22 protein-coding genes and 1 tRNA gene are annotated in these 22,534 nt (G+C 73.7%); 16 read left to right on the top strand and 7 right to left on the bottom strand.

The genetic code is table 11. The annotated features are described in order from the left end of the window. Positions 1–11 precede the first annotated feature (11 nt). Complete coding sequence (locus ACW14Y_RS19155) at positions 12–554, top strand: type III secretion system chaperone family protein (RefSeq protein WP_266311731.1); 543 nt, start codon at positions 12–14, stop codon at positions 552–554. 37 nt (positions 555–591) lie between these two features. On the opposite strand, the gene ACW14Y_RS19150 is transcribed toward ACW14Y_RS19155, so the two are convergent. Further along, positions 592–1,935: an MDR family MFS transporter gene (locus tag ACW14Y_RS19150; RefSeq protein WP_456987790.1), complete on the bottom strand. Its 1,344-nt coding sequence runs from the start codon at positions 1,933–1,935 to the stop codon at positions 592–594. A gap of 148 nt (positions 1,936–2,083) precedes the next feature. On the opposite strand from ACW14Y_RS19150, the gene ACW14Y_RS19145 reads away from it, so the two are divergent. The 3 genes from ACW14Y_RS19145 (at position 2,084) to ACW14Y_RS19135 (ending at position 4,669) form a co-directional block, all read left to right on the top strand. Beyond that, positions 2,084–2,842, top strand: a complete 759-nt coding sequence (locus ACW14Y_RS19145) for a phosphoglyceromutase (protein WP_375984757.1) — start codon at positions 2,084–2,086, stop codon at positions 2,840–2,842. Positions 2,843–3,045: 203 nt separating this feature from the next. After that, positions 3,046–3,855, top strand: coding sequence for a hypothetical protein (locus ACW14Y_RS19140; protein ID WP_380307989.1), 810 nt, complete (start codon positions 3,046–3,048; stop codon positions 3,853–3,855). A gap of 226 nt (positions 3,856–4,081) precedes the next feature. Next, positions 4,082–4,669, top strand: coding sequence for a lytic polysaccharide monooxygenase auxiliary activity family 9 protein (locus tag ACW14Y_RS19135; protein WP_456987787.1), 588 nt, complete (start codon positions 4,082–4,084; stop codon positions 4,667–4,669). Between the two features lie 546 nt (positions 4,670–5,215). Here ACW14Y_RS19135 and phoU read toward each other — a convergent pair. Next, a complete protein-coding gene (gene phoU, locus ACW14Y_RS19130; RefSeq protein WP_266270156.1) occupies positions 5,216–5,899 on the bottom strand; it encodes a phosphate signaling complex protein PhoU in 684 nt (227 codons plus the stop codon). A 309-nt stretch (positions 5,900–6,208) separates the two neighbouring features. On the opposite strand from phoU, the gene ACW14Y_RS19125 reads away from it, so the two are divergent. Further along, positions 6,209–7,480, top strand: a complete 1,272-nt coding sequence (locus ACW14Y_RS19125) for a sensor histidine kinase (RefSeq protein WP_266311726.1) — start codon at positions 6,209–6,211, stop codon at positions 7,478–7,480. Positions 7,481–7,482: 2 nt separating this feature from the next. Then, positions 7,483–8,175, top strand: coding sequence for a response regulator transcription factor (locus tag ACW14Y_RS19120; RefSeq protein ID WP_030305055.1), 693 nt, complete (start codon positions 7,483–7,485; stop codon positions 8,173–8,175). A 135-nt stretch (positions 8,176–8,310) separates the two neighbouring features. Here the strand turns inward: ACW14Y_RS19120 and ACW14Y_RS19115 are convergent, their stop codons facing one another. Further along, a complete protein-coding gene (locus ACW14Y_RS19115) occupies positions 8,311–8,937 on the bottom strand; it encodes a DUF461 domain-containing protein (protein ID WP_456987784.1) in 627 nt (208 codons plus the stop codon). 413 nt (positions 8,938–9,350) lie between these two features. Here ACW14Y_RS19115 and ACW14Y_RS19110 point away from each other — a divergent pair, with 413 nt between their 5' ends. From ACW14Y_RS19110 to ACW14Y_RS19080, 7 genes are all read left to right on the top strand, one after another. After that, a complete protein-coding gene (locus ACW14Y_RS19110; RefSeq protein WP_030244332.1) occupies positions 9,351–9,833 on the top strand; it encodes a CarD family transcriptional regulator in 483 nt (160 codons plus the stop codon). A 257-nt stretch (positions 9,834–10,090) separates the two neighbouring features. Further along, the gene (gene ispD, locus ACW14Y_RS19105; RefSeq protein ID WP_456988206.1) at positions 10,091–10,849 is read left to right on the top strand and encodes a 2-C-methyl-D-erythritol 4-phosphate cytidylyltransferase; all 759 of its coding nucleotides are present in this window, start codon (positions 10,091–10,093) and stop codon (positions 10,847–10,849) included. After that, positions 10,839–11,339: a 2-C-methyl-D-erythritol 2,4-cyclodiphosphate synthase gene (gene ispF, locus ACW14Y_RS19100; protein WP_380307980.1), complete on the top strand. Its 501-nt coding sequence runs from the start codon at positions 10,839–10,841 to the stop codon at positions 11,337–11,339. The genes ispD and ispF overlap by 11 nt, the downstream gene beginning before the upstream one ends. Before the next feature lie 189 nt (positions 11,340–11,528). Further along, positions 11,529–11,924 carry a PPOX class F420-dependent oxidoreductase gene (locus ACW14Y_RS19095; protein ID WP_380312632.1) on the top strand — a complete coding sequence of 132 codons (396 nt, stop codon included), beginning with the start codon at positions 11,529–11,531 and terminating at the stop codon, positions 11,922–11,924. 141 nt (positions 11,925–12,065) lie between these two features. Beyond that, complete coding sequence (gene cysS / locus ACW14Y_RS19090; protein WP_380312634.1) at positions 12,066–13,460, top strand: cysteine--tRNA ligase; 1,395 nt, start codon at positions 12,066–12,068, stop codon at positions 13,458–13,460. Between the two features lie 140 nt (positions 13,461–13,600). Then, positions 13,601–14,596 carry a 23S rRNA (guanosine(2251)-2'-O)-methyltransferase RlmB gene (rlmB, locus tag ACW14Y_RS19085; protein WP_380312636.1) on the top strand — a complete coding sequence of 332 codons (996 nt, stop codon included), beginning with the start codon at positions 13,601–13,603 and terminating at the stop codon, positions 14,594–14,596. Between the two features lie 202 nt (positions 14,597–14,798). Next, positions 14,799–16,571: a DoxX family membrane protein gene (locus ACW14Y_RS19080; protein ID WP_402722464.1), complete on the top strand. Its 1,773-nt coding sequence runs from the start codon at positions 14,799–14,801 to the stop codon at positions 16,569–16,571. Between the two features lie 119 nt (positions 16,572–16,690). Here ACW14Y_RS19080 and ACW14Y_RS19075 read toward each other — a convergent pair whose 3' ends face one another. From ACW14Y_RS19075 to ACW14Y_RS19065, 3 genes are all read right to left on the bottom strand, one after another. Next, entirely contained in the window at positions 16,691–17,470 is a 780-nt protein-coding gene (locus tag ACW14Y_RS19075) for a nucleotidyltransferase family protein (RefSeq protein ID WP_380311811.1), read from the bottom strand. A 126-nt stretch (positions 17,471–17,596) separates the two neighbouring features. Then, on the bottom strand, positions 17,597–18,040 hold the full coding sequence (locus ACW14Y_RS19070; protein ID WP_380311815.1) for a hypothetical protein: 444 nt from the start codon (positions 18,038–18,040) through the stop codon (positions 17,597–17,599). A 190-nt stretch (positions 18,041–18,230) separates the two neighbouring features. Continuing rightward, positions 18,231–19,322, bottom strand: a complete 1,092-nt coding sequence (locus ACW14Y_RS19065; RefSeq protein ID WP_045939607.1) for an ABC transporter ATP-binding protein — start codon at positions 19,320–19,322, stop codon at positions 18,231–18,233. Positions 19,323–19,644: 322 nt separating this feature from the next. On the opposite strand from ACW14Y_RS19065, the gene ACW14Y_RS19060 reads away from it, so the two are divergent. Then, a tRNA-Thr gene (locus tag ACW14Y_RS19060) sits at positions 19,645–19,718 on the top strand. Between the two features lie 86 nt (positions 19,719–19,804). Here the strand turns inward: ACW14Y_RS19060 and ACW14Y_RS19055 are convergent. Next, on the bottom strand, positions 19,805–20,602 hold the full coding sequence (locus tag ACW14Y_RS19055; RefSeq protein WP_456987778.1) for a hypothetical protein: 798 nt from the start codon (positions 20,600–20,602) through the stop codon (positions 19,805–19,807). Between the two features lie 205 nt (positions 20,603–20,807). On the opposite strand from ACW14Y_RS19055, the gene ACW14Y_RS19050 reads away from it, so the two are divergent. Next, positions 20,808–22,136 carry an MFS transporter gene (locus ACW14Y_RS19050; RefSeq protein ID WP_456987776.1) on the top strand — a complete coding sequence of 443 codons (1,329 nt, stop codon included), beginning with the start codon at positions 20,808–20,810 and terminating at the stop codon, positions 22,134–22,136. Positions 22,137–22,187: 51 nt separating this feature from the next. After that, positions 22,188–22,424: a hypothetical protein gene (locus ACW14Y_RS19045; protein WP_380311825.1), complete on the top strand. Its 237-nt coding sequence runs from the start codon at positions 22,188–22,190 to the stop codon at positions 22,422–22,424. The last annotated feature ends 110 nt before the right edge of the window (positions 22,425–22,534 follow it).

Genomic DNA, 22,534 nt, shown 5'->3' with positions numbered 1-22,534 from the left:
ACGTCAGCCCCATGGCATTCCGCACCAAGGACGAGGCCCTGACCCTCCTGCGCACCGCCCTGGACGAGGCCGGGGTGGCCTGGGAGACGGCCGCCGCCGATCCGTTCACCCTGGTGGCGACCCTCCCGGGCACCCGGAAGCTGAGCACCACGTGTGCGCTGCGGATCGGTGACCACACCCTCTCGGTCAACGCCTTCGTGGTCCGGCGCCCGGACGAGAACCACGAGGCCGTCTACCGCTGGCTGCTGGAGCGCAACACCCGCCTGTACGGCGTGGCGTACGCGGTCGACCGGCTCGGGGACGTCTACCTGGCGGGCCGGCTGCCGCTGGAGGCGCTGACCCCGGACACCGTGGACCGGCTGCTGGGCACGGTGCTGGAGAACGCCGACGAGCCGTTCAACACCCTGCTGGAGCTGGGCTTCGCCACCGCGATCCGGCGGGAGTGGGAGTGGCGCACCAAGCGCGGGGAGTCGACCCGCAACCTGGCGGCCTTCGCCCACCTCGCCGGGCCGGTCCCGGATCCCGCCGCGACGGCGCCCGCCGCCGCCGAGTAGCGGGCCGACGGCGGGCGGGCCGGAGGGGCTGGCAGGCTCAGCCGCCCGTCGCGGCCCGCTCCGGCTCGACGGCGTCCGCCGGGACCACCCGCACCGTTCCCGGCCCCGCGGTGCCCGGCGCCACCGTTCCCGCCCCCACCACGTCCGACGTGGCCAGCGCCGCCCCCGGCCGCCGGCCGAGCAGGACGTACCCGCCCGCGGCGACCGTGCCGAGCACCGCGCACGCCCCCCACATCACCCCGCTGCCGGCCCGCTCCAGCAGCACCCCGCCCGCGGCCGGCCCGAGGAACGAGGCCAGCGACCAGGAGAGCGAGTACACGCCCTGGTAGCGGCCGCGCGCCTCGGCCGGCGACAGCTCGGCGACCAGGCCCATCATGGTCGGCGCGTTCAGGATCTCGCCGAGCGTCCAGACCGCCACCGTGAAGGCGTAGAACCAGGCCGAGGATCCGGCCAGCGCGGTCAGCCCGAAGCCCCAGCCGATGAACAGCGCGCTGGCGACGAGCAGCGCCGTCCGGTCCCGGCCCTCCATCCACCGGGTGAGCGGGATCTGGAGCACCACGATGAGCAGGCCGTTGAGGCCGATCACCAAGCCGTACTGGGTGGCGGTGATGCCGGACCGGCCCATGTCCACGGCCAGCGTGGTGGAGCCCTGCTGGGCGACCAGGGCGAGCAGCAGGTTGAGCACCACCACCGCCATGAAGCGGCCGTCCCGGAAGACCGCGGCGAGGCCGATCGCCGGCTTCGCCTTCGGGCCGCCCGGGGTCACGGCGGGGGTGTCGGGCCTGGTCTCGGGGATGCGGACGAAGATGACCACCGCGCAGACCACCGTGGAGAGCGCGTCCAGCAGGAAGAGCGTGAGGTAGCCGTGGGTCGCGATCAGGCCGGCCGCCGCCGCGGAGAGGCCGAAGCCGATGTTGATCGCCCAGTAGTTCAGCGCGAAGGCGCGGACCCGGTCCTCCGCGGGCACGATGTCCGCGATGATCGCCGAGGTGGCGGGCCGGGTCGCGTTGTTGCAGAAGCCGACCAGGAAGGCGACCACCGCGATGGCCACCTGGCCGTCGGTGAAGCCGAGCACCGCGGTGAACAGCGCGGTGCCGAGCTGCGCGGCGACCAGCGTCGGCCGCCGTCCGATCCGGTCGCTCAGCACCCCGGCGACGAGCGAGGCGAACGCCGAGCCCAGGCCGAACAACGAGGCGACCAGCCCCGCGTAGGAGGCCGAGTAGCCCCGCTCGGTGGTCAAGTAGAGTGCCAGGAACGTGACCACGAACGCGCCCAGCTTGTTGATCAGGGTGCTGGTCCAGAGCCACCAGAACTGCCGCGGCAGTCCGCTCATGGCTTCGACGACGGCTCTGACCGCGCGGGCACGGACGGAAACGGGCATGTGGGGGCTCCCGGGCAGGCGGCCGACCACCGAGCACTCGGGCAGGACCGCTCGGCGGCAAGGTAAGTGTCACTGACGTGATGCACACCTTACCCATCAGGGGGTCCGCCCACCAGGGGTTTTATCGGGCTCCACTAAGCTGGGCGCCATGGCTGACACGACGTACCGACTCATCCTGCTCCGTCACGGCGAGAGCGAGTGGAACCAGAAGAACCTGTTCACCGGTTGGGTCGACGTCGACCTCAACGAGAAGGGCGAGAAGGAGGCCGCGCGCGGCGGCGAGCTGCTCGCCGCCGAGGGCTACCTCCCGGACGTCCTGCACACCTCGCTGCTGCGCCGCGCGATCCGCACCTCGCAGATCGCGCTGGACAAGGCCGACCGCCACTGGATCCCGGTCAGCCGCAGCTGGCGCCTGAACGAGCGGCACTACGGCGCGCTCCAGGGCAAGGACAAGGCCCAGACCCTGGCGGAGTTCGGCGAGGAGCAGTTCCAGCTCTGGCGCCGCTCGTACGACACCCCGCCGCCGGTGCTGGCCGACGACTCCGAGTACTCGCAGGCCGGCGACGCCCGTTACGCCGGGATCCCGAGCGAGCTCCGTCCGCGCACCGAGTGCCTCCAGGACGTCGTCGAGCGGATGCTGCCGTACTGGTACGACGCCATCGTCCCGGACCTCACCGCCGGCCGCACCGTGCTGGTCACCGCCCACGGCAACAGCCTGCGCGCGCTGGTCAAGCACCTCGACGGCATCTCCGACGCCGACATCGCGGGCCTGAACATCCCGACCGGCATCCCGCTGGTCTACGAGCTGGACGCCGACTTCAAGCCGACCGTCCCCGGCGGCCGCTACCTCGACCCGGACGCCGCCGCGGCCGCGATCGAGGCGGTCAAGAACCAGGGCAAGAAGTAAGCCACTTGCCGGAACGGCCCCCACCTGCGCGTTCGGCGCCGGTGAGGGGCCGTCCTCATATCGGGGCCGTCGGTACGTCGGGGCCGTCCGCGGGCCGTCAGCCTTCGTGGCCCGCCCTCGGCCCTCCTGCCGTGGCACCGGAGGCACCGGAAGCTCCGGAGAGCGGCAAGGCCACTCCGATCCACCGACACGAGGCCTGACAGATGCGCGTTTCCGTCGCGACCGCCCCGGGCGGCTCGAACCCCAACGAGGACTGGGTGGCGGCCACGTCCACGCTCGCCGTCGTCCTGGACGGCCTGAGCACGGCCGGGCTGGACACCGGCTGCCGGCACGGCGTCCCCTGGTACGTCGCCCAGTTGGGCGGGCACCTGGTGGCCGCGCTGGCGGAGCCCGGCCGGCCGCTGGCCGACGGGCTGGCCCGGGCCCTCGACCAGGTGGCCGCGCTCCACCCCGGGTGCGACCTCGGCAACCCGGGTACGCCGTCGGCCACGGTGTCGGTCCTGCGGGCCGGGGTCGACAGCCTCGACTACCTGGTCCTCGCCGACTCGCCGATCGTCTTCGAGCGGGCCGACGGCCACCAGGTGGTCACCGATCTGCGGGTGGACGCCACGGTGCCCGAACTCCGCGCCGAGGCCGAACGGTTCGCCACCGGGACGCCCGAGCACACCGAGGCCGTCCGCCGGATGGTCGAGGCCCAGCGGCTCACCCGGAACACCGCGGGCGGCTACTGGGTGGCCGCCTCCAGCGGGGACGCGGCGCGGCACGCGCTGACGGGCGCCGTGCCGCCGGCCGACGTCCGGGCGGTGGCCGTCCTGTCCGACGGGGCCTCGCGACTCGTCACCGAGTACCGCGCCGCATCGTGGGCGGACGCCTTCGCGACGCTCCGGGAGGACGGTGCCGCCGGGCTGATCTCGGCGGTCCGGAGGGTCGAGGCCACGGATCCGGAGGGGCTCCGCTGGCCGCGCTTCAAGTCCGGCGACGACGCAACGGTGGCCTTCTGCCGGATCTCCTGATCCGCTGCGTCGGTCCCGCTGCCGCTGTCGGCAGGGCGGAGCCTGTCGCGTTCAACTCCCCTGTTCCGGGCGGGAGTTCGGCGTGCCGCAAAAGTGGTTCAGACCATTGACGGTCCCGGTGGCGGCTCCTACCGTGTGAGCAGCCACCCGGCGCAGGCATGCCAAGCCCCCACGCGCGCGTGTCCGCGCTCGGCGCACTCTCCATCCACCCCCACGGAGGAGCACCATGCGCACACGTCATGTCGTCGGAGCCGTGATCGCCGCACTGTCGGTGCCTGTCGCGGTCGCCCTGCCGGCCCAGTCGCACGGCTACATCAGCACCCCGCCCAGCCGGGCCGCGCTGTGCGCGGCGGGCACCGTGCAGAACTGCGGCGCGATCCAGTGGGAGCCGCAGAGCGTCGAGGGGCCGAAGGGCTTCCCGAGCAGAGGTCCGGCCGACGGCGCGATCTGCGCCGGCGGCAACAGCCGGTTCGCCGAACTGGACGACCCGCGCGGCGGCGGCTGGCCGACCACCGCCGTCTCGGCGGGCCAACGGCTGACCTTCACCTGGAAGTTCACCGCCCGGCACGCCACGACCGGCTTCAAGTACTACCTGACCAAGGCGGGCTACGACGCCACCCAGAAGGTCACCCGGGCGAACCTGGAGTCGACCCCGTTCCTGAACGTCCCCTACAACGGCACGCAGGTGCCCAGTACCCTCAGCCACACCGCGCCCCTGCCGAGCGGGCGGACCGGGCACCAGGTGGTCGTCGCGGTCTGGGAGATCGCGGACACCGGCAACGCCTTCTACTCCTGCACCGACGTCAGGTTCTGACGCCGGTCGTCCCGGTCGTCCCAGCAGGCCCCGTCGGCGTCCCGGCGGTGAGGAGTCCGGGGCGCACGGCCGTCTCCCACGGCGGCCGCGCGCCCCGGAGCTCCGCGGCGGTACCGGGGACGGGTCCGGCGGAGCGGACGGGCCGGACGCCGCTCAGTGGCCGCAGCAGCCGCCCTGGGCCCCGCCGCACTGGCAGGGTGCGCCGGACTGACAGCCGCAGCCGCAGCCCGGACCGCAGCCGCAGCCGGCGGCGAGGACGGGAAGCAGCCGCGGGGCGGGCGGTTCCACGGTGTCGGGAGCCGAGGTCTGGCCGGTCGGGTTTGCCTTCATCGCGCGGACCCCTCCTTATGACGGGCACGCTTCGGTGCCCACGGGATCGAGTGAAACCGCCGACCGGAGGAGGCGTCAACAGGCGCGCGGTGGTGGGGAGTCCACGCTCGTGTGCTTCCCCACCACCCTCGGCCGGGGTTTACCCGTTCCCGGGGCCGGGCGCCGTCCGGGAGAGGAGTCCGGGAGAGGAGTCCAGGACGGGCGCCCGGCGGGAGGTCAGTCGAGCTGGGCCGCGGCCTCGGAGGCGGCGACGAACTCGTCCACGTGCTCGCCGGTCACCAGGTACACCACGCGCTTGGCCACCGAGACGGCGTGGTCGGCGAAGCGCTCGTAGTAGCGGCCGACCAGGGTGACGTCCACCGCGGTCTCGATGCCGTGGTGCCAGCGCTCGTCGATGAGGTGCGCGAACAGCTCGCGGTGCAGCGCGTCGATCGCGTCGTCGTCCTGCTCCAGCTCCAGCGCCTTGTCGACGTCCTTGGTGGCGATCACCAGGCCGGCCTTGGCCACCAGCCGCTGGGCGAGCTGGCCCAGCTCCAGGACGGTCGCGTGCAGGTCGGCCGGGACGGCGCACTCGGGGTAGCGCAGCCGCGCGACCTTGGCGACGTGACGGGCGAGGTCGCCGCAGCGCTCCAGGTCCGCGCTCATCCGCAGCGACGTGACGACGATGCGCAGGTCGGTGGCGACCGGCTGCTGGCGGGCGAGCAGGTCGATCGCCCGGTTCTCCAGGTCGTGGTGCAGGTCGTTGACCTTGCCGTCGGCGGCGATCACGCTCTCCGCAAGCGCCAGGTCCGCGTCGAGGAGGGCGGTGGTGGCCCGCCCGAGGGCGGAACCGACCAGCCGGGCCATCTCGACCAGGCTGTCGCCGATCGAGTCGAGTTCCTCGTGGTACGCGTCGCGCATTGTTCTCTCCTCAGTAGCTGTGTCGGTGGCGGTGCCGACCGGTCATCCGGTGCCGACCGTCCGAACGGCGCACCAATGACCGCTGCTGGTGGCGCGCATCGTACGCGCGCACCCGGGGTGGCGGACGGCTGTTCGGCCGGGCCACCCTTCCCACACGGGCTCCGGCGCCCACTCTGGGCCGTCCGGGCGACCGCGCACGACCTGTCCGGTGAATCAGCAGCTACTTGAAGGTGAATTCTCGGCAACGCGTGGTCGATCCCTTGACCCGGACCTGGGGGAACGGCCGCATCGTGCGCTTAGGCTGGCGCCATGGACGTGAACGTGGCCGCCGCCGCTGCCTGCGCCATAGCCGGGCTCGGCGTCGGCCTCACGGCCTCGATCGCTTTCCGTTGGAGCGAGCGCGAGCAGGCGAAGGGCAGGCACAGCGGCACCAATCGGAATCAGGGCCTCGGCCCCGCGCAGGAACCCCCGCTCCCGCCGGGCGTCGACACGGTCCTCTCCGTGCTGCGCTCCTGCGCGATCGTGCTCGGCGAGGGCGACGAGGTGGTCAAGGCCAGCTCGGCGGCCTACGCGATGGGCCTGGTCCGCGGCGGCGCGGTCGCCCTGGACCAGTTGCTCGCGCTGGCCAGGGGCACCCGCCGGGACGGCGAGATCCGGCAGATCGAGCTGGAGCTGCCCCGTCCGGGCGCGGCGCGGGCCGCCGAACCGCTGGCGGTCTCGGTCCGGGTCGCCCCGCTGGGCTCCCGGCTGGTCCTGGTCCTGGTCGAGGACCAGACCGAGCGCCGCCGGGTGGAGGCCGTCCGCCGGGACTTCGTGGCCAACGTCAGCCATGAGCTCAAGACCCCGGTCGGCGCGCTCTCGCTGCTCTCCGAGGCGGTCGCCGACGCGGCCGACGACCCGGAGGCGGTGCAGCGCTTCGCCGGCCGGATGCAGATCGAGGCGACCAGGCTGGCCAGCCTGGTCCAGGAGATCATCGACCTCTCCCGGGTCCAGGACGACCGGCTGATGGTCGACCCGGAGCCGGTCGCGGTGGACGAGCTGATCGCCGAGGCGATCGACCGCTGCCGCCAGCAGGCCGCCGCCAAGCAGATCCTCATCGCGGCCGGCGGCATCGCCGGCCTCTACCTGCACGGCAACCGGGGCCAGCTGGCCGCCGCACTCGGCAACCTGGTCGAGAACGCGGTCAACTACAGCCCGCCCCGGACCAGGGTCGCCATCGCCACCCGCCGGATCTCCAGCGCCGCCGCCCTGGGCGAGGCGGACGGCGAGCTCATCGAGATCTCCGTGACCGACCAGGGCATCGGCATCTCGGAGAAGGACCGCGAGCGGGTGTTCGAACGGTTCTACCGGGTGGACCCGGCACGCTCGCGGCAGACCGGCGGCACCGGTCTCGGCCTCTCCATCGTCAAGCACGTGGCCGCCTCCCACGGCGGCACCGTCTCGGTGTGGAGCGTCGAGGGCCAGGGCTCCACCTTCACCGTCCGCCTGCCCGCAGGGCAGGCCCCCGTGGACCGCCCCCTGGTGGGCGGATCCCCGCAGTCCCTGTCAGAAACAACCCCCCAGCTTGCCCCGGAGGCCTGATCGTGACCCGAGTACTGGTGGTCGAGGACGAGGAGTCGTTCAGCGACGCTCTCTCGTACATGCTCCGCAAGGAAGGCTTCGAGGTGGCCATCGCCGCCACCGGCCCCGACGCCCTGGAGCAGTTCGAACGGAACGGCGCCGACCTCGTCCTGCTCGACCTGATGCTGCCGGGGCTGCCCGGCACCGAGGTCTGCCGCCAGCTTCGGGTCCGCTCCAACGTGCCGGTGATCATGGTCACCGCCAAGGACAGCGAGATCGACAAGGTGGTCGGGCTGGAGATAGGCGCGGACGACTACGTCACCAAGCCCTACTCCACCCGTGAGCTGGTGGCCCGCATCCGTGCGGTGCTGCGCCGCCGCGGCGAGAACGAGGGCCCCGGCGACGGCGGCGGCCCGGGCGCCCTGGAGGCGGGCCCGGTCCGGATGGACGTCGACCGGCACGTGGTGACCGTGGACGGCGCCAAGGTGGACCTCCCGCTCAAGGAGTTCGACCTGCTGGAGATGCTGCTGCGCAACGCCGGCCGGGTGCTCACCCGGATGCAGCTGATCGACCGGGTCTGGGGCGCGGACTACGTCGGTGACACCAAGACGCTGGACGTCCACGTCAAGCGGCTGCGGGCGAAGATCGAGCCGGACCCGGGCGCGCCGCGCTACCTGGTCACGGTGCGTGGCCTCGGCTACAAGTTCGAGCCGTAAACCGCCTGGCCGGCCCCGACGGGTCGGCCCGAAGCCCAGGCGAACGCCCCCTCCGGATCCTTCCGGAGGGGGCGTTCCCCTTGTGCTGCCCTGGGCCGCGGCCGTGGGCGCGCGGCCCCGTGCCGCGGCTGTGCCTCAGTGGGCGGCGGGAGCGGTGGTGCCCGTGGCCGGGGCCGCCGGGGTGGTGGCGCCGGTGGCCGGGGCGGTCGCCGGCGCGGTGGCCTTCGGCGGCACGGCGGCCGGGGCGGCGGTCGGGCCGTAGCCCTTGTACAGGCCCTTGTTCGGGCTGACCTGGGCCTCGGCCTCGACCTTCTCGTGGTTCTTGAACGCGAACGAGGCCGGCACGTAGCCGCCCACGCTCACGGTGGTGGAGGCGATCTTGGCGGTCGGGGCGCCCGGGCCGCCGAGCAGCAGCGCGCCGCCGGCCGGAACGACGATGGCGGGCAGTGCGGCGCCCTTGTCGTCGGCGAAGGAGGCGGTCGCCCCGGTGCCGACGGTGATGGACTGCAGCTCGATCGGCTCGGTCCCGCTGTTGCTGATGTTCACCGTCACGTTGGCGGGGCCGGTGTGCTCGCCGGAGGACTCGTCCCCGGTGACCACGACGATGTTGTTCAGGCGGATGTCGGTGCCCAGGGTCGCCGACGCGGTGTCGGGCTTGACCTCCAGCGTCTCCGGGGTGTTCCCGGCGGCACAGGAGGACAGCGAGGCGATGGCGAGGGCGGCGATGGCGGCGATGCCGCCGCGTCGAAGGCTGCGGCTCACGGCGGCGGCTTCTCCTAGGTCACGTGTCGATAGGTCAGGTTCAGATTATCGACCACGCTTATGCCGTCCTCACGGGGTGGTCCCTTCGTGTCACGATCCGCCCGCCGGGGCCTCCGGACGGCGGTACCTCCGCGTGTTCAGGTCAATCGGGGACCAAGATCGGATCACGATCGGGAAACGGCCCGATAAACGGTGAAAACCCAAGATCCAATCATGGTTTCGGGAGCGTTGCCAGAGGTTTCGGCAGGCAGTCGAACCGCCTCCGACCTGCGGGAAGCCCTCCTCGAACACCGGTCGCAGCACGTCATGGGGGTCCTTGTCAAGCCCCGAGACCGGCCCTGACCTGCGAAAACGCCCTTCGGGTGCGCCGAAAAGCGTGTTATTCTGGAAAGCCACGGAAGGGGTCCTGTCACATGACGTTCAAGGTTGGCGACACGGTGGTCTACCCCCATCACGGGGCCGCACTGATCGAGGCCATCGAAATTCGCCAGATCAAAGGTGTGGACAAGACCTACCTGGTGCTCAAGGTGCAGCAGGGAGACCTGACGCTCCGCGTGCCCGCCGAGAACGCGGAGTTCGTCGGCGTTCGCGATGTGGTCGGCCAGGAGGGTCTGGACCGGGTCTTCGAGGTGCTTCGCGCACCGTACACCGAAGAGCCGACCAACTGGTCCCGTCGCTACAAGGCGAATCTGGAGAAGCTCGCCTCGGGTGACGTTATCAAGGTCGCCGAGGTTGTGCGCGACCTCTGGCGTCGCGAGCGCGAGCGCGGCCTCTCCGCAGGTGAGAAGCGCATGCTCGCCAAGGCGCGCCAGATCCTCGTCAGTGAGCTCGCGCTGGCGGAGAACACCAACGAGGACAAGGCGGAGACGCTGCTCGACGAGGTGCTCGCCTCGTAGCGGCCGTCCGCTCCACAACGCTCACAGCGCCCGATGCCGGCGCGCCGCCCACCGGACCTACGGTCCGTGGGTGGTGCAGTGGCACTTCGGGCGCTGAGGCGTGTCCGGACGACGCCCCGCACCCGGTGGCCCGGTCGGCCTCGGGTCTGCATGACCGTTTCTGCTGATCTTGCGGGCGGAAGACGGTGGTGCTTCGGAAGGGGTCCGCGCCCGTCGTGCACGCCATGGCCATACCCACTTCGCCGAAGGAGTGAAACCTGAACGCCACAGGAGCAATCGCAGCAGCAGTGGTTCCCGCCGCCGGCCGCGGCGAGCGGCTGGGACCGGGCGCCCCCAAGGCCCTGCGTGACCTGGGCGGCGTGCCGCTCCTGGTGCACGCGGTCCGGGCGCTGACCCGCAGTCGCGCGGTCGGCCTGGTCGTGGTCGCGGCCCCCGCCGACGGGGTGGCCGAGGTGGTCGCCCTGCTCGACAGCCACGGTCTCGAGGGCAAGGACATCCGGGTGGTGGCCGGCGGGGACACCCGCCAGGAGTCGGTCCGCCTGGGGCTGGCCGCCATCCCGGCCGAGGTCGGGATCGTGCTGGTGCACGACGCGGCCCGGCCGCTGGTCCCGGTCGAGGTGGTGGACGCGGTCGCGGCCGCCGTCCGGGCCGGTGCCGAGGCGGTGGTGCCGGCGGTGCCGCTGGCCGACACCGTCAAGCGGGTCGAGCCCGTCCGGGGCGGGCCCGAGCCGGTGCTCGACACACCCGACCGGGCCACCCTGCGCGCGGTGCAGACCCCGCAGGGCTTCCGCCGGGACACGCTGGCCGAGGTGCACGCCAAGGCGCTGGCCGAGGAGTCGGCGGGGTCCGGGGGCGCGCTGCCGCCGGTCACCGACGACGCCGGGCTGGTGGAGCGCTTCGGCGGCCGGGTGGTCGTGGTGCCCGGTCACGAGGAGGCCTTCAAGGTGACCCGTCCGCTGGACCTCGTGCTCGCCGAGGCCGTACTCGCCCGCCGGAGGGCCGCCGATGCCTACTGATCCGCACGCCCCCGTCCTGCCCCGGGTGGGCATCGGCACCGATGTGCACGCCTTCGAGCCCGGCCGCCCGCTGTGGGTGGCCGGACTGGAGTGGCCGGACGCCGAGGTCGGCCTGGCCGGGCACTCGGACGCCGACGTGGCCGCGCACGCGGCCTGCGACGCGCTGTTCTCGGCCGCCGGGATCGGCGACCTGGGCGCGCACTTCGGCACCGACCGTCCGGAGTGGGCCGGCGCCTCCGGGGTGAAACTGCTCGGCGAGGCGGCCCGGCTGGTGCGCGAGGCCGGGTTCGAGATCGGCAATGTGGCGATCCAGGTGATCGGGATCCGGCCGAAGATCGGCAAGCGCCGGGCGGAGGCGCAGGACGCGCTCGGTGCCGCGGTCGGCGCCCCGGTCTCGGTCTCCGGCACCACCACCGACGGACTCGGCCTCACCGGCCGGGCCGAGGGCCTCGCCGCGATCGCCACCGCCCTGGTGTACGAACGGCGTTGACCCGCCGCGGCACCCGCCGCCGGTCGGCGGCGGTGGCCCGGCGGCGGGCCGGGGCACCCGCGGCGGAAATAGACCGGGGGTGACGGGTGTTCAACACCCTTTGCCGGAGCCCGAATCGCTACTCTTCGATGCGGGTTCGCCCCAGCAGTCGCCTTTCCACCGCCGCTCGACGAGAAGAACGAGGTCCCGATGGCCGCAAACCTCTCCGACCAGGCCAAGGCCCTGATCGACGACAAGAGCTTCGCCGTGATCACCACCCTCCAGCCGGACGGCAGCCCGCAGTCCTCGGTCGTGTGGGTGAAGCGCGACGGCGAGGACATCCTGTTCTCCACCGTCGAGGGGCGCCGCAAGCACCTCAACCTGCTGAAGGACGCGCGGGTCTCGCTGCTGGTCAACCCGCCGGAGAACCCGTACACCTACCTGGAGGTCCGCGGCGAGGTCTCGCTGACCCGGGAGGGCGGCCGGGAGCTGATCGACGAGCTGTCGCTGAAGTACCGGGGCGAGGCGACGTACGGCTTCGACGGCCCCGAGGACGTGCGGGTGGTCGTGCGCCTCACCCCGCGGAAGGTCGTCGGCTCGATCTGAGCCCACCGGGAAGCGAGGGGGTGTCCCGCCGCGGTCCCTCGGGGCACCACCGGGACGTCACCCGGCGGAAAAGCGTCCGCCGCGGTCTTGACATTTCGGAATGTCGCGAGGCACCCCCTGCTGCCCACTACGCTTGACGCTGTGAGCATTCGCCTGTACGACACCAGCACCCGCCAGGTACGCGACTTCGTCCCGCTTGTACCGGGTTGTGTCTCGATCTACCTGTGCGGCGCTACCGTCCAGTCGGCGCCACACATCGGGCACATCCGGTCCTACCTCAACTTCGACGTGATGCAGCGGTGGTTCGCCTACCGCGGCTACCAGGTGACCTTCGCCCGGAACGTCACCGACATCGACGACAAGATCATCGCCAAGGAGCGCGAGCTCGGCACGCCGTGGTGGCAGATCGCCTACGAGAACGAGCGTGCCTTCAACGACGGTTACGACGCGCTGGGCTGCCTGCGGCCGACCGTCGAGCCGCGGGCGACCGGGCACATCCCCGAGATGGTCGCGATGATGCGCGGTCTCATCGAGAAGGGCCACGCCTACGCGGCGGAGGGCAACGTCTACTTCGACGTGAAGTCCTACCCCGAGTACCTCGCGCTCTCCAACCAGAAGCTGGAGAACCTCCAGCAGCCCAGCGGCGAGGGCGAGACCGGCAAGCGCGACCCGCGCGACTTCGCGATGTGGAAGGCGGCCAAGCCGGGCGAGCCCAGCTGGGACACCCCGTGGGGCAGAGGCCGTCCGGGCTGGCACCTGGAGTGCTCGGCGATGGCCCACAAGTACCTGGGCGAGGCCTTCGACATCCACGGCGGCGGTCTCGACCTGATCTTCCCGCACCACGAGAACGAGATCGCCCAGTCCAAGGCCTTCGGCGACGACTTCGCCAACTTCTGGGTGCACAACGCCTGGGTCACCATGGCCGGCGAGAAGATGAGCAAGTCCCTCGGCAACTCGGTGCTGGTCTCCGAGATGGTCCGCCGGTGGCGGCCGATCGTGCTCCGGTACTACCTGTCCGCCCCGCACTACCGCTCGATGATCGAGTACAGCGAGGAGTCGCTGCGCGAGGCCGAGGCGGGATTCGGCCGGATCGAGGGCTTCATCCAGCGCGCCGTGGAGCGCTGCGGCACGGTCGACGCGGCGCCCGAGGTGCCGCCGGCCTTCGCCGAGGCGATGGACGACGACCTGGGCGTGCCGCAGGCACTCGCGGTCGTGCACACCGCCGTCCGCCAGGGCAACAGCGCCCTCACCGCGGACGACAAGGAGAACGCGGTGGCGCGATTGGCCGAGGTCCGTGCGATGCTCGGAGTACTGGGACTCGACCCGCTCGACCCGCAGTGGGCCGGGGCGGAGCGCGGCGAGGACCTGCACGGCGTCGTCGACTCGTTGGTCCACCTGGTCCTGGAGCAGCGCCAGGCGGCAAGGGCCCGCAAGGACTTCGCGACCGCGGACGCCATCCGCGACCAGCTCGGCCTGGCCGGGCTGGCGATCGAGGACACCCCGTCCGGCCCGCGCTGGACGATCAACAGCCAGTAACCCCCGGGTGACCGAGGGGTGAGCGGTGGGCCGTACCGGACCGGTGCGGCCCTCCCGCATGACGGAACGCATGCCGTCGACCGCACCGGCCCGAGCCGGCGCGGTCGGCCATGCCGGACAGACAGACAGGAAGTACAGCCATGGCCGGCAACAGCCAGCGCAGGAACCGCCGCAACCCCGGGTCGAAGAAGGGCGCGAGTGTCGGTACCGGCGGCCACAGCCGGAAGGCACTCCAGGGCAAGGGCCCGACGCCGCCCGGAGCGGAGCGCAAGGGTCACCCGAAGCAGCGGGCCGCCAACGCCGCGGTCAAGCGCGAGCGGGACGCCAAGGCCCGCGCCGGCATGCGCCGGGCCGGGGCCGGCGGCCGGGGCGGCCGCGGCGGCGCCGGCTCCGCCGAGCTGGTCTTCGGACGCAACTCGGTGGTCGAGGCGCTGCAGGGCGACGTGCCGGCCAACGCGCTGTACGTCCAGCAGTTCATCGACACCGACGACCGGGTCCGCGACGCCTTCCAGGCCGCCAACGACCGGGGCATCCCGCTGATGGAGGCCCCGCGCCCGCAGCTGGACCAGATGACCGGCGGGATGAACCACCAGGGCCTGGTGCTCCAGGTCCCGCCGTACGAGTACGCCCACCCCGACGACCTGCTGGCCGGGGCGGCGGACTCCGGCGAGGACGCGCTGATCGTGGCGCTGGACGGGGTGACCGACTCCCGCAACCTGGGCGCCGTGGTCCGCTCCGCCGCCGCCTTCGGCGCGCACGGCGTGGTGATCCCGGAGCGCCGGGCGGCCGGCATGACCGCCGGTGCCTGGAAGACCTCCTCGGGCGCCGCGGCCCGGCTGCCCGTCGCCCGGGCGACCAACCTGACCCGCGCCCTGGAGGCGTACCAGAAGGCCGGTCTGACCGTGGTCGGCCTGGCCGCCGACGGCGAGGCCGAGATCGGTGACCTGGACGTGCTGACCGGCCCGGTGGTGGTCGTCGCGGGCAGCGAGGGCAAGGGCCTGTCCCGGCTCGTCGCCGAGACCTGCGACGTGCTGGTGCGGATCCCGATGTCCGGGCTCACCGAGTCGCTGAACGCCGGTGTCGCGGCGGGCGTCGTGCTGTACGAGGCGGCCCGGCTGCGCCGCAAGGTCGGCTGACCCTCCGGTCCGTCGGCGGTAGCCGCACACGGCGGGTGCTGGGCGCAAGGCGTTCTCCGGAACCGCCCACCGTCCGCCCGCAATCAATGGAAAGCGATCGGATCCGCCCGGATCCGATCGCTTTTCTCATGATCACTTCAAGGGGACTCCCGATATCCACTCGGGAGAGTGTCCTAACCGGGTGTCACCCGGTTAGACGGGCGTGGACACCAGAACACCTCGGCGCCCGCTCCTGGGCGGTGGCAGCACCGGGATAGAAGCGGGCCCCGGCCTCAACACCGCCAAGGTGCCGTCGGACCCGGCACGCCTCAGCAGCACCCAGGCGAGCTTCCGGCTCCGGCTCGGCACCCCGGTGGCGCCGCTGATCGACGCCCCGGCCGGACTGCTGTCCACCGGCGCCGCGTTCGGCGACCCGTACGGCACCCAGGGCCTGATCCGCCGCCCCTCGGTCACCCCGCAGGTGGTCGTCCCGGTCGGCGACGTGTCGGCGCTCGCCGGGGCGCCGCCGCGCCGCAAGGGCCGGGTCACCCCGGTCACCTGGACCGGCGAGGCGCGGCCGGACGACATCGCGGCCACCCGGTTGCTGGAGGCCGTCCGACTGGGCGGCGTCCCGGCCGGGGTCGGCGGACGCGGGGGCGGCCTCCCCGGCGGCTCCCTGGCGGACGCGGACACCCGGCTCGTCCCGCCGTACGGCGGCGCCCGGACGGTGCCGCGCCAGCCGCGCGAGGGCGACGGCACCGCCACCGAGGGCGGCGTCGGCCCGGTCGGCGCGCCGCAGGGCTGGACGCCCAGCGGCGAGCTGCCCGAGGTCTCGGCCGCCGGCGCCGAGGGCAAGCAGCCCTGGTACCCCGGCCGCCGGGTGGACCTCGGCCTGGTGCTGCTGCCGCTGCGCGCGGTGCTCGGCTCGCTCTCCGTCTACGCCGGGTTCAGCAAGCTCTGCGACCCGGTGTACTTCGACGGCGGCGAGCGCGGCTCGATGATGCGCTGGCTGTCCTCGCTGCACCCCTGGAAGGTCGCCGAGCCGCTGCTGGCCTTCGCCATGGCGCACCCGGTCGGCTCCGGCCTGGTGGTGTCGTTCACCGAGATCGTGGTCGGGGTGCTCACCCTGCTCGGGCTCTGGCAGCGGCTCGCGGCCGGGGCGGCGATGGCGCTGTCCGCGGTGCTGCTGTTCACGGTGAGCTGGCGGGCCGTGCCGGTGTACGACACGCCGGACCTGATCTTCCTGGCCGCGTGGAGCCCGCTGCTGATCGCCGGGGCGCCGTTCGCCTCGCTGGACGGGCGACTCAACCTGGAGGCCTGGCGGCGGTACGGCGCGGGCGCGCCGGCCGCGCTGCGCCGGCGGGTGCTGCGGCGCGGTGCCGTGGTCACCGCGGCGGTGGTCGGTCTGACGCTGCTGCTCGGCTCGATGCTGGGCGGGGCGGTCCGGACCGGTGCCCGGCCGCACCCGGCGCCGTCCCGGCCCGCCACCGACTTCGGCACGCCGGTCTGGCCGAGCGGCGGGCCGTCGGTGGCCCCCGGCGGCAAGAACCCGGCCGGCACGGCGCCCTCGCCGGCCCCGTCCCGGCCGGCCACGCCGAGCGCCGCGGCCACCACCGCCGCGCCGTCCGGCACCCCGGCCTCGCCGAAGGCGGCCCAGGCCACCCCGAGCGGCAAGGCGAAGCCCTCGGCGAAGCCGGAGACCGGCACCGCGGCCCCGGCCGCACCGCCCGCTCCGGCGGCCTCCGCGCCGCCGGCCGCCCCGGCCGGGTCGACGCCCGCGCAGCGTGCCACTCCCGCCGCCCCGGCGGCCGGGACCGGGACGGCGCCGAAGCCGGCCCCGAGCACCGGGAGCGGGACGGGCGGCACCCCGAGCGGGTCCGGCGCCTCGCCGGGCGGCTCGGGACTGCTGGGCGGGGTGCTGGGCAGCGCGCCGCTGGCGGAGCTGTCCGGCGGTGGCGCCCGCAGCTCCCGTCCGGAGCCGGCCACGGCGACCTGACGGGCGGGCCGGGCGGACCGGCCCGGGAACGGCGACCGGCCGGGTGCTCCGTGGGGGAGCACCCGGCCGGTCGGCGTTGTGCGTGCGGAACCTCGGTCGGGCGCTCCGCCGGGCCCGTGCTACTGCGGGGCGCGGCCGGCGCCCCCGGCGAGCTCCTTGGCGGCCTCGGTGAGGTCCTTCGCGGTGTCGATGGCCCGCCAGTAGACGCCCTGCGGCAGCTGGTAGCCGGCCAGCCGCTTGCTGCGGGCCAGCTGCGGGAAGGTGGTCCGCTCGTGGTCGCCGACGTCCGGCAGCAGCTCGGCGAAGTCCGGGCCGAAGACGTAGAGGCCGGCGTTGATGAGGAACGGCGAGGGCGGGGCCTCGATGAAGTCGAGGACGTTGCCGAACTGGTCGGTCTCCACCGCGCCCCACGGGATCCGCGGCCGGGCCAGCGCGAGCGTCGCGACGGCGTCCCGCTCGTGGTGGAAGGCGGCCATGTCGCGCAGGCTGAACCTGGTCCAGATGTCGCCGTTGGTGGCGTACCAGGGCTCGTCGGGGCGGGGCAGCGCCTTCGCGGCGTACTTGAGGCCGCCGCCCCGGCCGAGCGGCTCGGCCTCGACCACCGTGCGGACCCGCAGCGGCAGTTCGGCCTTGTCGAGCCAGTCCTCCAGCACGTCGGCCAGGTGGCCGCAGGAGATGACCGCGTCGGTGACGCCCTCGGCGGCCAGCCAGGCGAGCTGGTGGCCCAGGATGGGCGTGCCCGTGCCCGGGATCTCGACCAGCGGCTTGGGGCGGTCGTCCGTGTAGGGGCGCAGCCGGGAGCCCTGGCCGCCGGCCAGGATGACGGCCTGGGTCACCGGCACCGGGCCGACGGCGGGTGCGGGCGGGGGAGTGGCCGTGGGGCCGGAGTCAGCGGTCATGGCTGAACAATAGGCGCGCCGGGCCCGGGTGGGCGGCCGTCCGCCGCGGTCGGCCGCGCCCGCGGTCCGCCCGGTGGCGGGCTCCCGGGTGGCTCTCCGTCGGCTCTCCGATGGCTCCCGGCCCGGTCAGCCCGCCGCGCCGGCGGCGAACGAGCCGTCGCAGACCGCGCGGGCGAAGGTCCGGGCCCGCTGGACGTCGCCCTGGTACTTGCGCACCGCCGCCTTGCCGAGTTCGGTGGCGAGCGAGCTGCAGTAGGGCGTGAGCGCGGGCTGCTCGCGCATCGCGCGCTCCAGCAGGTCGAGCGCGCTGCCCGGGTTGTGGGCCCGCAGCTCGTCCATGAGCGCGACGCGCAGCGCGTCCTGCGGGGCGAGCCCGTCGGACGTCGTGGTGGTGCTGGCGGTCCGGCCGATCCCCGCGCCGTCCCCGCTGGACGCCGCCACGACCTGCTGGTCCAGCGACGTGGGCGGGGCCCACGGGACCCTGGTCACGGCGAGGGTGCCGGTGGTCACCAGGACGACGGGCAGGGTGAGGGCGACGGTCTGGCCGATACGGCGAACTAGCTGCTTCACGGACAGGAGAGTAGCGGTGGGTAGGGCTCGGATCGCCCTCCGTTACACCATCGAGTGACACGGTGTCCCGGTTCGTCCCGTCACCGGGTTGACGCCGTCGTCCGTCGGAGTGGCCCGGAACGGCGGGAGCCCCGCCGGACCGGTGACGGTCGGACGGGGCTCCGCGCGGCGGGCGGTGGCCCGGCGTGGCTCAGCTGGAGAGGCGGGCGCCGGTGCTGCTGGAGAACACGTGGGTCTCGTTGGCGACGGGCACGACGTGGATCGTCTCGCCGCGGGCCGGGATCTGGCGGCCGTGCACGCGGACGACCAGGTCCTTGTCCTCGCCGCCGATCTTGGTGGTGCCGTAGACGAAGCCGTCCGAGCCGAGCTCCTCGACCACGTTGACGGTGACCGCGACGCCCTCGATGCCGCCGCCGGGGACGATCTCGAAGTGCTCCGGGCGGATGCCGACGGTCACGTTCTTGTCGGTGCCGGCGCCGGCCAGGTCCTCGCGGGAGATGTTGACGACCGAGCCGCCGAACTTCACGCCGCCGTCCACCAGCGGCACCTCGACCAGGTTCATCGCGGGCGAGCCGATGAAGCCGGCCACGAAGAGGTTGGAGGGCCGGTCGTACATGTTGCGCGGGGTGTCGACCTGCTGCAGGACACCGCCCTTGAGGACCGCGACGCGGTCGCCCATGGTGAGCGCCTCGGTCTGGTCGTGGGTCACGTAGACGGTGGTGATGCCCAGGCGGCGCTGCAGGCCGGCGATCTGGGTACGGGTCGAGACGCGGAGCTTGGCGTCCAGGTTGGACAGCGGCTCGTCCATCAGGAAGACCTGGGGCTCGCGGACGATCGCGCGGCCCATCGCGACGCGCTGGCGCTGACCGCCGGAGAGCGCCTTCGGCTTGCGGTCCAGGTAGTCGGTGAGGTCGAGGATCTTGGCGGCCTCTTCGACCTTGGTGCGGATCTCCGACTTGTTGACGCCCGCGATCTTGAGCGCGAAGCCCATGTTCTCCGCGACGGTCATGTGCGGGTACAGCGCGTAGTTCTGGAACACCATCGCGATGTCCCGGTCCTTCGGCGGCAGGTGGGTCACGTCGCGGTCGCCGATGCGGATGGCGCCGCTGTTGACGTCCTCGAGGCCGGCCAGCATGCGGAGGCTGGTGGACTTGCCACAGCCGGAGGGGCCGACCAGGACGAGGAACTCGCCGTGCTCGATCTGGAGGTCGAGCGCGTCGACCGAGGGCGTGGTCGCCCCGGGGTAGACACGGGTCGCCTGGTCGAACGTCACAGAAGCCATGGCTGTGCTCTCCTTCACCGGCAGGAACGTGCCGGACGATCCGAAGTAAAGGGTGGGGGGATCACCAGTCGGCCGGTTCCCAGGGGTGGTCTGAACCTCTGTGCGAATCCGGCTCCGGGCGACGCTACCTGCGTGTACGCCGGTTGTCAGCCCCTCGACGGACGGATTTCGGCATCGGTTCCATCACGCGTGCCCCGTCCGGCCCGCCACCGGCCCGTCACCGCGCCCGCTGCCGCCCGACCCCGGATATCCCCCCACCGCCCGCTCCACGCCCGGTAGACTGCCCCCGGTGCCGCCGTGATCCGTCGCGGACGGTCACCATGCCTCCTTAGCTCAGCTGGCCAGAGCACCGCTCTTGTAAAGCGTAGGTCGTCGGTTCGAATCCGACAGGGGGCTCCGCAGGCCCTCGACGAAGGCCCCCCGGCGCGCAGCCGGGGGGCCTTCGTCGTTCCCCGGCGCGCGGCCGTCGGGTCCGCCCGCCCTCAGGCGAGGGGGCGGCGGGCGGGGCGGAGCTGACGCAGGGTGTGGTCGGGGGCGTGGGTGGTGAAGAGCTCGGCGGCGCGGCGGTAGGAGAGCCGGGCGCGGTGGGTGTGGGGGCAGCGGTCGGCGGCGGGGGTGGCGGCCGGGGCGCGGCGGTCGGTGAGGAGGAGCGGGCCGGCGGTGCGGCCGGCGAGGTGGAGCGGGAGCAGTCGGGCGGTGCCGCCCTGCCAGGTCAGCGGCGGGGCCGAGGGGTGGGTGCGGCGGTGCGGGAGGTCGAGGTCGTCGACGTCCAGGGCGAGCACGGTCTCGACGGGGGCGCCGCTCTCGTGGAGGAGGCGCCAGAGGAGCTGTTCGCGGAGCGGGACGCGGAGGGCGAACAGGGCGCGCAGCTGCTCGGTGGTGAGCGGCCCGGCGCCGGGGTCGGGGGAGGGGAGCGGGAGGGGGCGCAGGCCGTCGGCGGGGTCGGTGCCGATCCAGCCCCGGGCCCGCCACCAGGCGAGGGCGGCGCGCAGCGTGGACAGTTCGCGGTTGAGGGTGCGCGGGTCGGTCCCGGTGCGGCGGCGCTCGACGGCGGTCCGCAGCCGCTCGGCGGCCGAGGGGTGGTCGAGCAGGGCGAGCGGCAGGACGGGCGGCCGGGCGCGGCGACGGGCCGGTCCGGCCGGGACGGGGCGGTCGGCGAGCGCCCAGGCCCAGGTGTCCAGGGCGATCCGGTAGACGCGGCGGGAGCCGTCGCCGAGTCCGGCGGCGGCCAGGTAGCGCTCGACGGCGACCGCGTACTCGACCGGGGGTGGGGTGTCCAAGCGGATGCCTGCTTTCCGCAGTAAACGATGGCGGTCGGATGCTCGGACAGCATAGCCTCCGGCGCAGTAAACAGCAGGTGAAAGCCATTTTTGGCGCTGTTTACTGCGGCAGTGGGAGGGCGGCCAGGAATTGATACGGAAAGGCTCAATCTTTTCTTCGGAAAGCCTTGCCGCCCGCTCCCGCCGGTGGGCAGAGTGGGTGCCCATGACAGGGGAGACGGAACGGTTCCCGGCCCGCCGTCGACGGCTTCCGGGCCGTCCGGCCGTGCTGGGCGAACGCGACTTCAGGTGGTTCTTCGTCGGCTACGCGACCTCGCTGGTCGGCTCCTCGATGGCGCCGGTGGCGGTGGCCTTCGCCGTGCTCGGCGGCGGGGGCGGCGGGACGGAGCTGGGCTGGGTGATGGCCGCCCGGATCCTGCCGATCGTGCTGGTGATGCTGTTCGGCGGGGTGGTCGCCGACCGGCTGGGCAGTCGCCGGGTGATGCTCGCCGCGGACGTGCTGCGCTGCGCGGTGCAGGGCGTCTTCGCGGTGCTGCTGCTCACCGGGCACGCGCGGCTCTGGGTGATGGTGGTCCTGGTCGCCGTCTGGGGCCTGGGCGAGGGGGTGTTCCTGCCCTCGCTGGGCGCGCTGGTGCCCGCGCTGGTCCGTCGGGAGGAGCGGCTGCCGGACGCCAACACCTTGCTGGGGCTGGCGCGTTCGGTGTCGACGGTGGCCGGACCGGCGCTCGCCGGTGTGATCACGGCGGGGTACGGGCCGGGGGCGGTGCTGGTGATCGACGCGGTGACCTACGGGGTCGGCGCGCTCGCGCTGGCCCGGCTGTCCGTCGCGCCCCGGGGAGCGGCGGCAGCGGGGGAGGGGGGTCGCGGGGACTCGATGCTGGCCGACCTCCGCGACGGCTGGAGCGCGTTCCGCTCCCGGCGCTGGCTCTGGGTGACCACCGTGCAGATGGGGCTGTTCAACCTGCTGGTCTGGGCGCCGTTCCTGGTGCTCGGCCCGCTGACCGCGCAGCGGGAGCTGGGCGGGGCACGGGCCTGGGGCCTGGTGATGGGCGTGTACGGGGTCGGGGCGGTGCTGGGCGGGCTGCTGATGCTCGGGCGCCGGCCCGGGCGGCCGCTCGCGGTGGCGACGGTGGCGACCCTCGGCTGGGCGCTGCCCTCGGCCTCGCTCGCGGCGGGGCTGCCGCTCGGCTGGACGGTCGCGGCGGCGTTGGTGGCGGGGTCCGGTGCGGCGGTCTGCGGCTCGCTGTACGAGTCCACGCTGCAGCGCTGGGTACCGGCCGAGGTGCTGGCGCGGGTGACGGCGTTCGGCGGGCTGGGGGCGTTCGTGCTGGGGCCGCTGGGCCTGGCGGCGGCCGGCCCGCTGGCCGACCGGGTGGGAGTGGCGGCCGTGCTGGCCTTCGGTGCGGGGTGGCAGCTGCTGGCCGCGGCGGCGGTGCTGGCGGTGCGCGCCGTGCGCCGCCGGGGCTGGGACGGGGAGCCGGGGGTCGACGCGGAGGTGGTGGAGCCGGCCCGGTCCGCGGCGGGTGCCGGGTGAGGCGGGCGGTCGTACCGTGGGTGGTGCGGGGGCGAACGGAGGAGGCAGACCATGCCCGGTTCTCTCACCATCGGCCACCACGAGGCGGCCGCGTCGCTGGACCGCACGGACGCCGTGCGGCTCGCGACCGTTCTGGACGAGCTCGCCTACCTGCTGGAGATCCCGGGGCCGAACCGGATCAACGACGCCCAGCTCGCGGCCCTGTGCGAGGGCATGCCCGCCGACCGCGCCGAGCTGGCGCGCTGGTCGCGGTCGGCCGCCGCGGAGCTGAAGGGGCGGCGCTCCTGACCGCCGCCGCGCCGGGGCGTCCGCCCGGTCCGCCGTACGATGGCGCGCGGGCCGGGTGGCCGGTGCGCGTCCGGACGGACCCGGGCGGTACCACCGGCGCGGCGGACAGC

It is taken from the genome of Kitasatospora sp. cg17-2 (assembly GCF_054031055.1).
The sequence above is the reverse complement of the archived record's forward strand: the minus strand, read 5'-3'. Positions and strand labels throughout refer to the sequence as shown.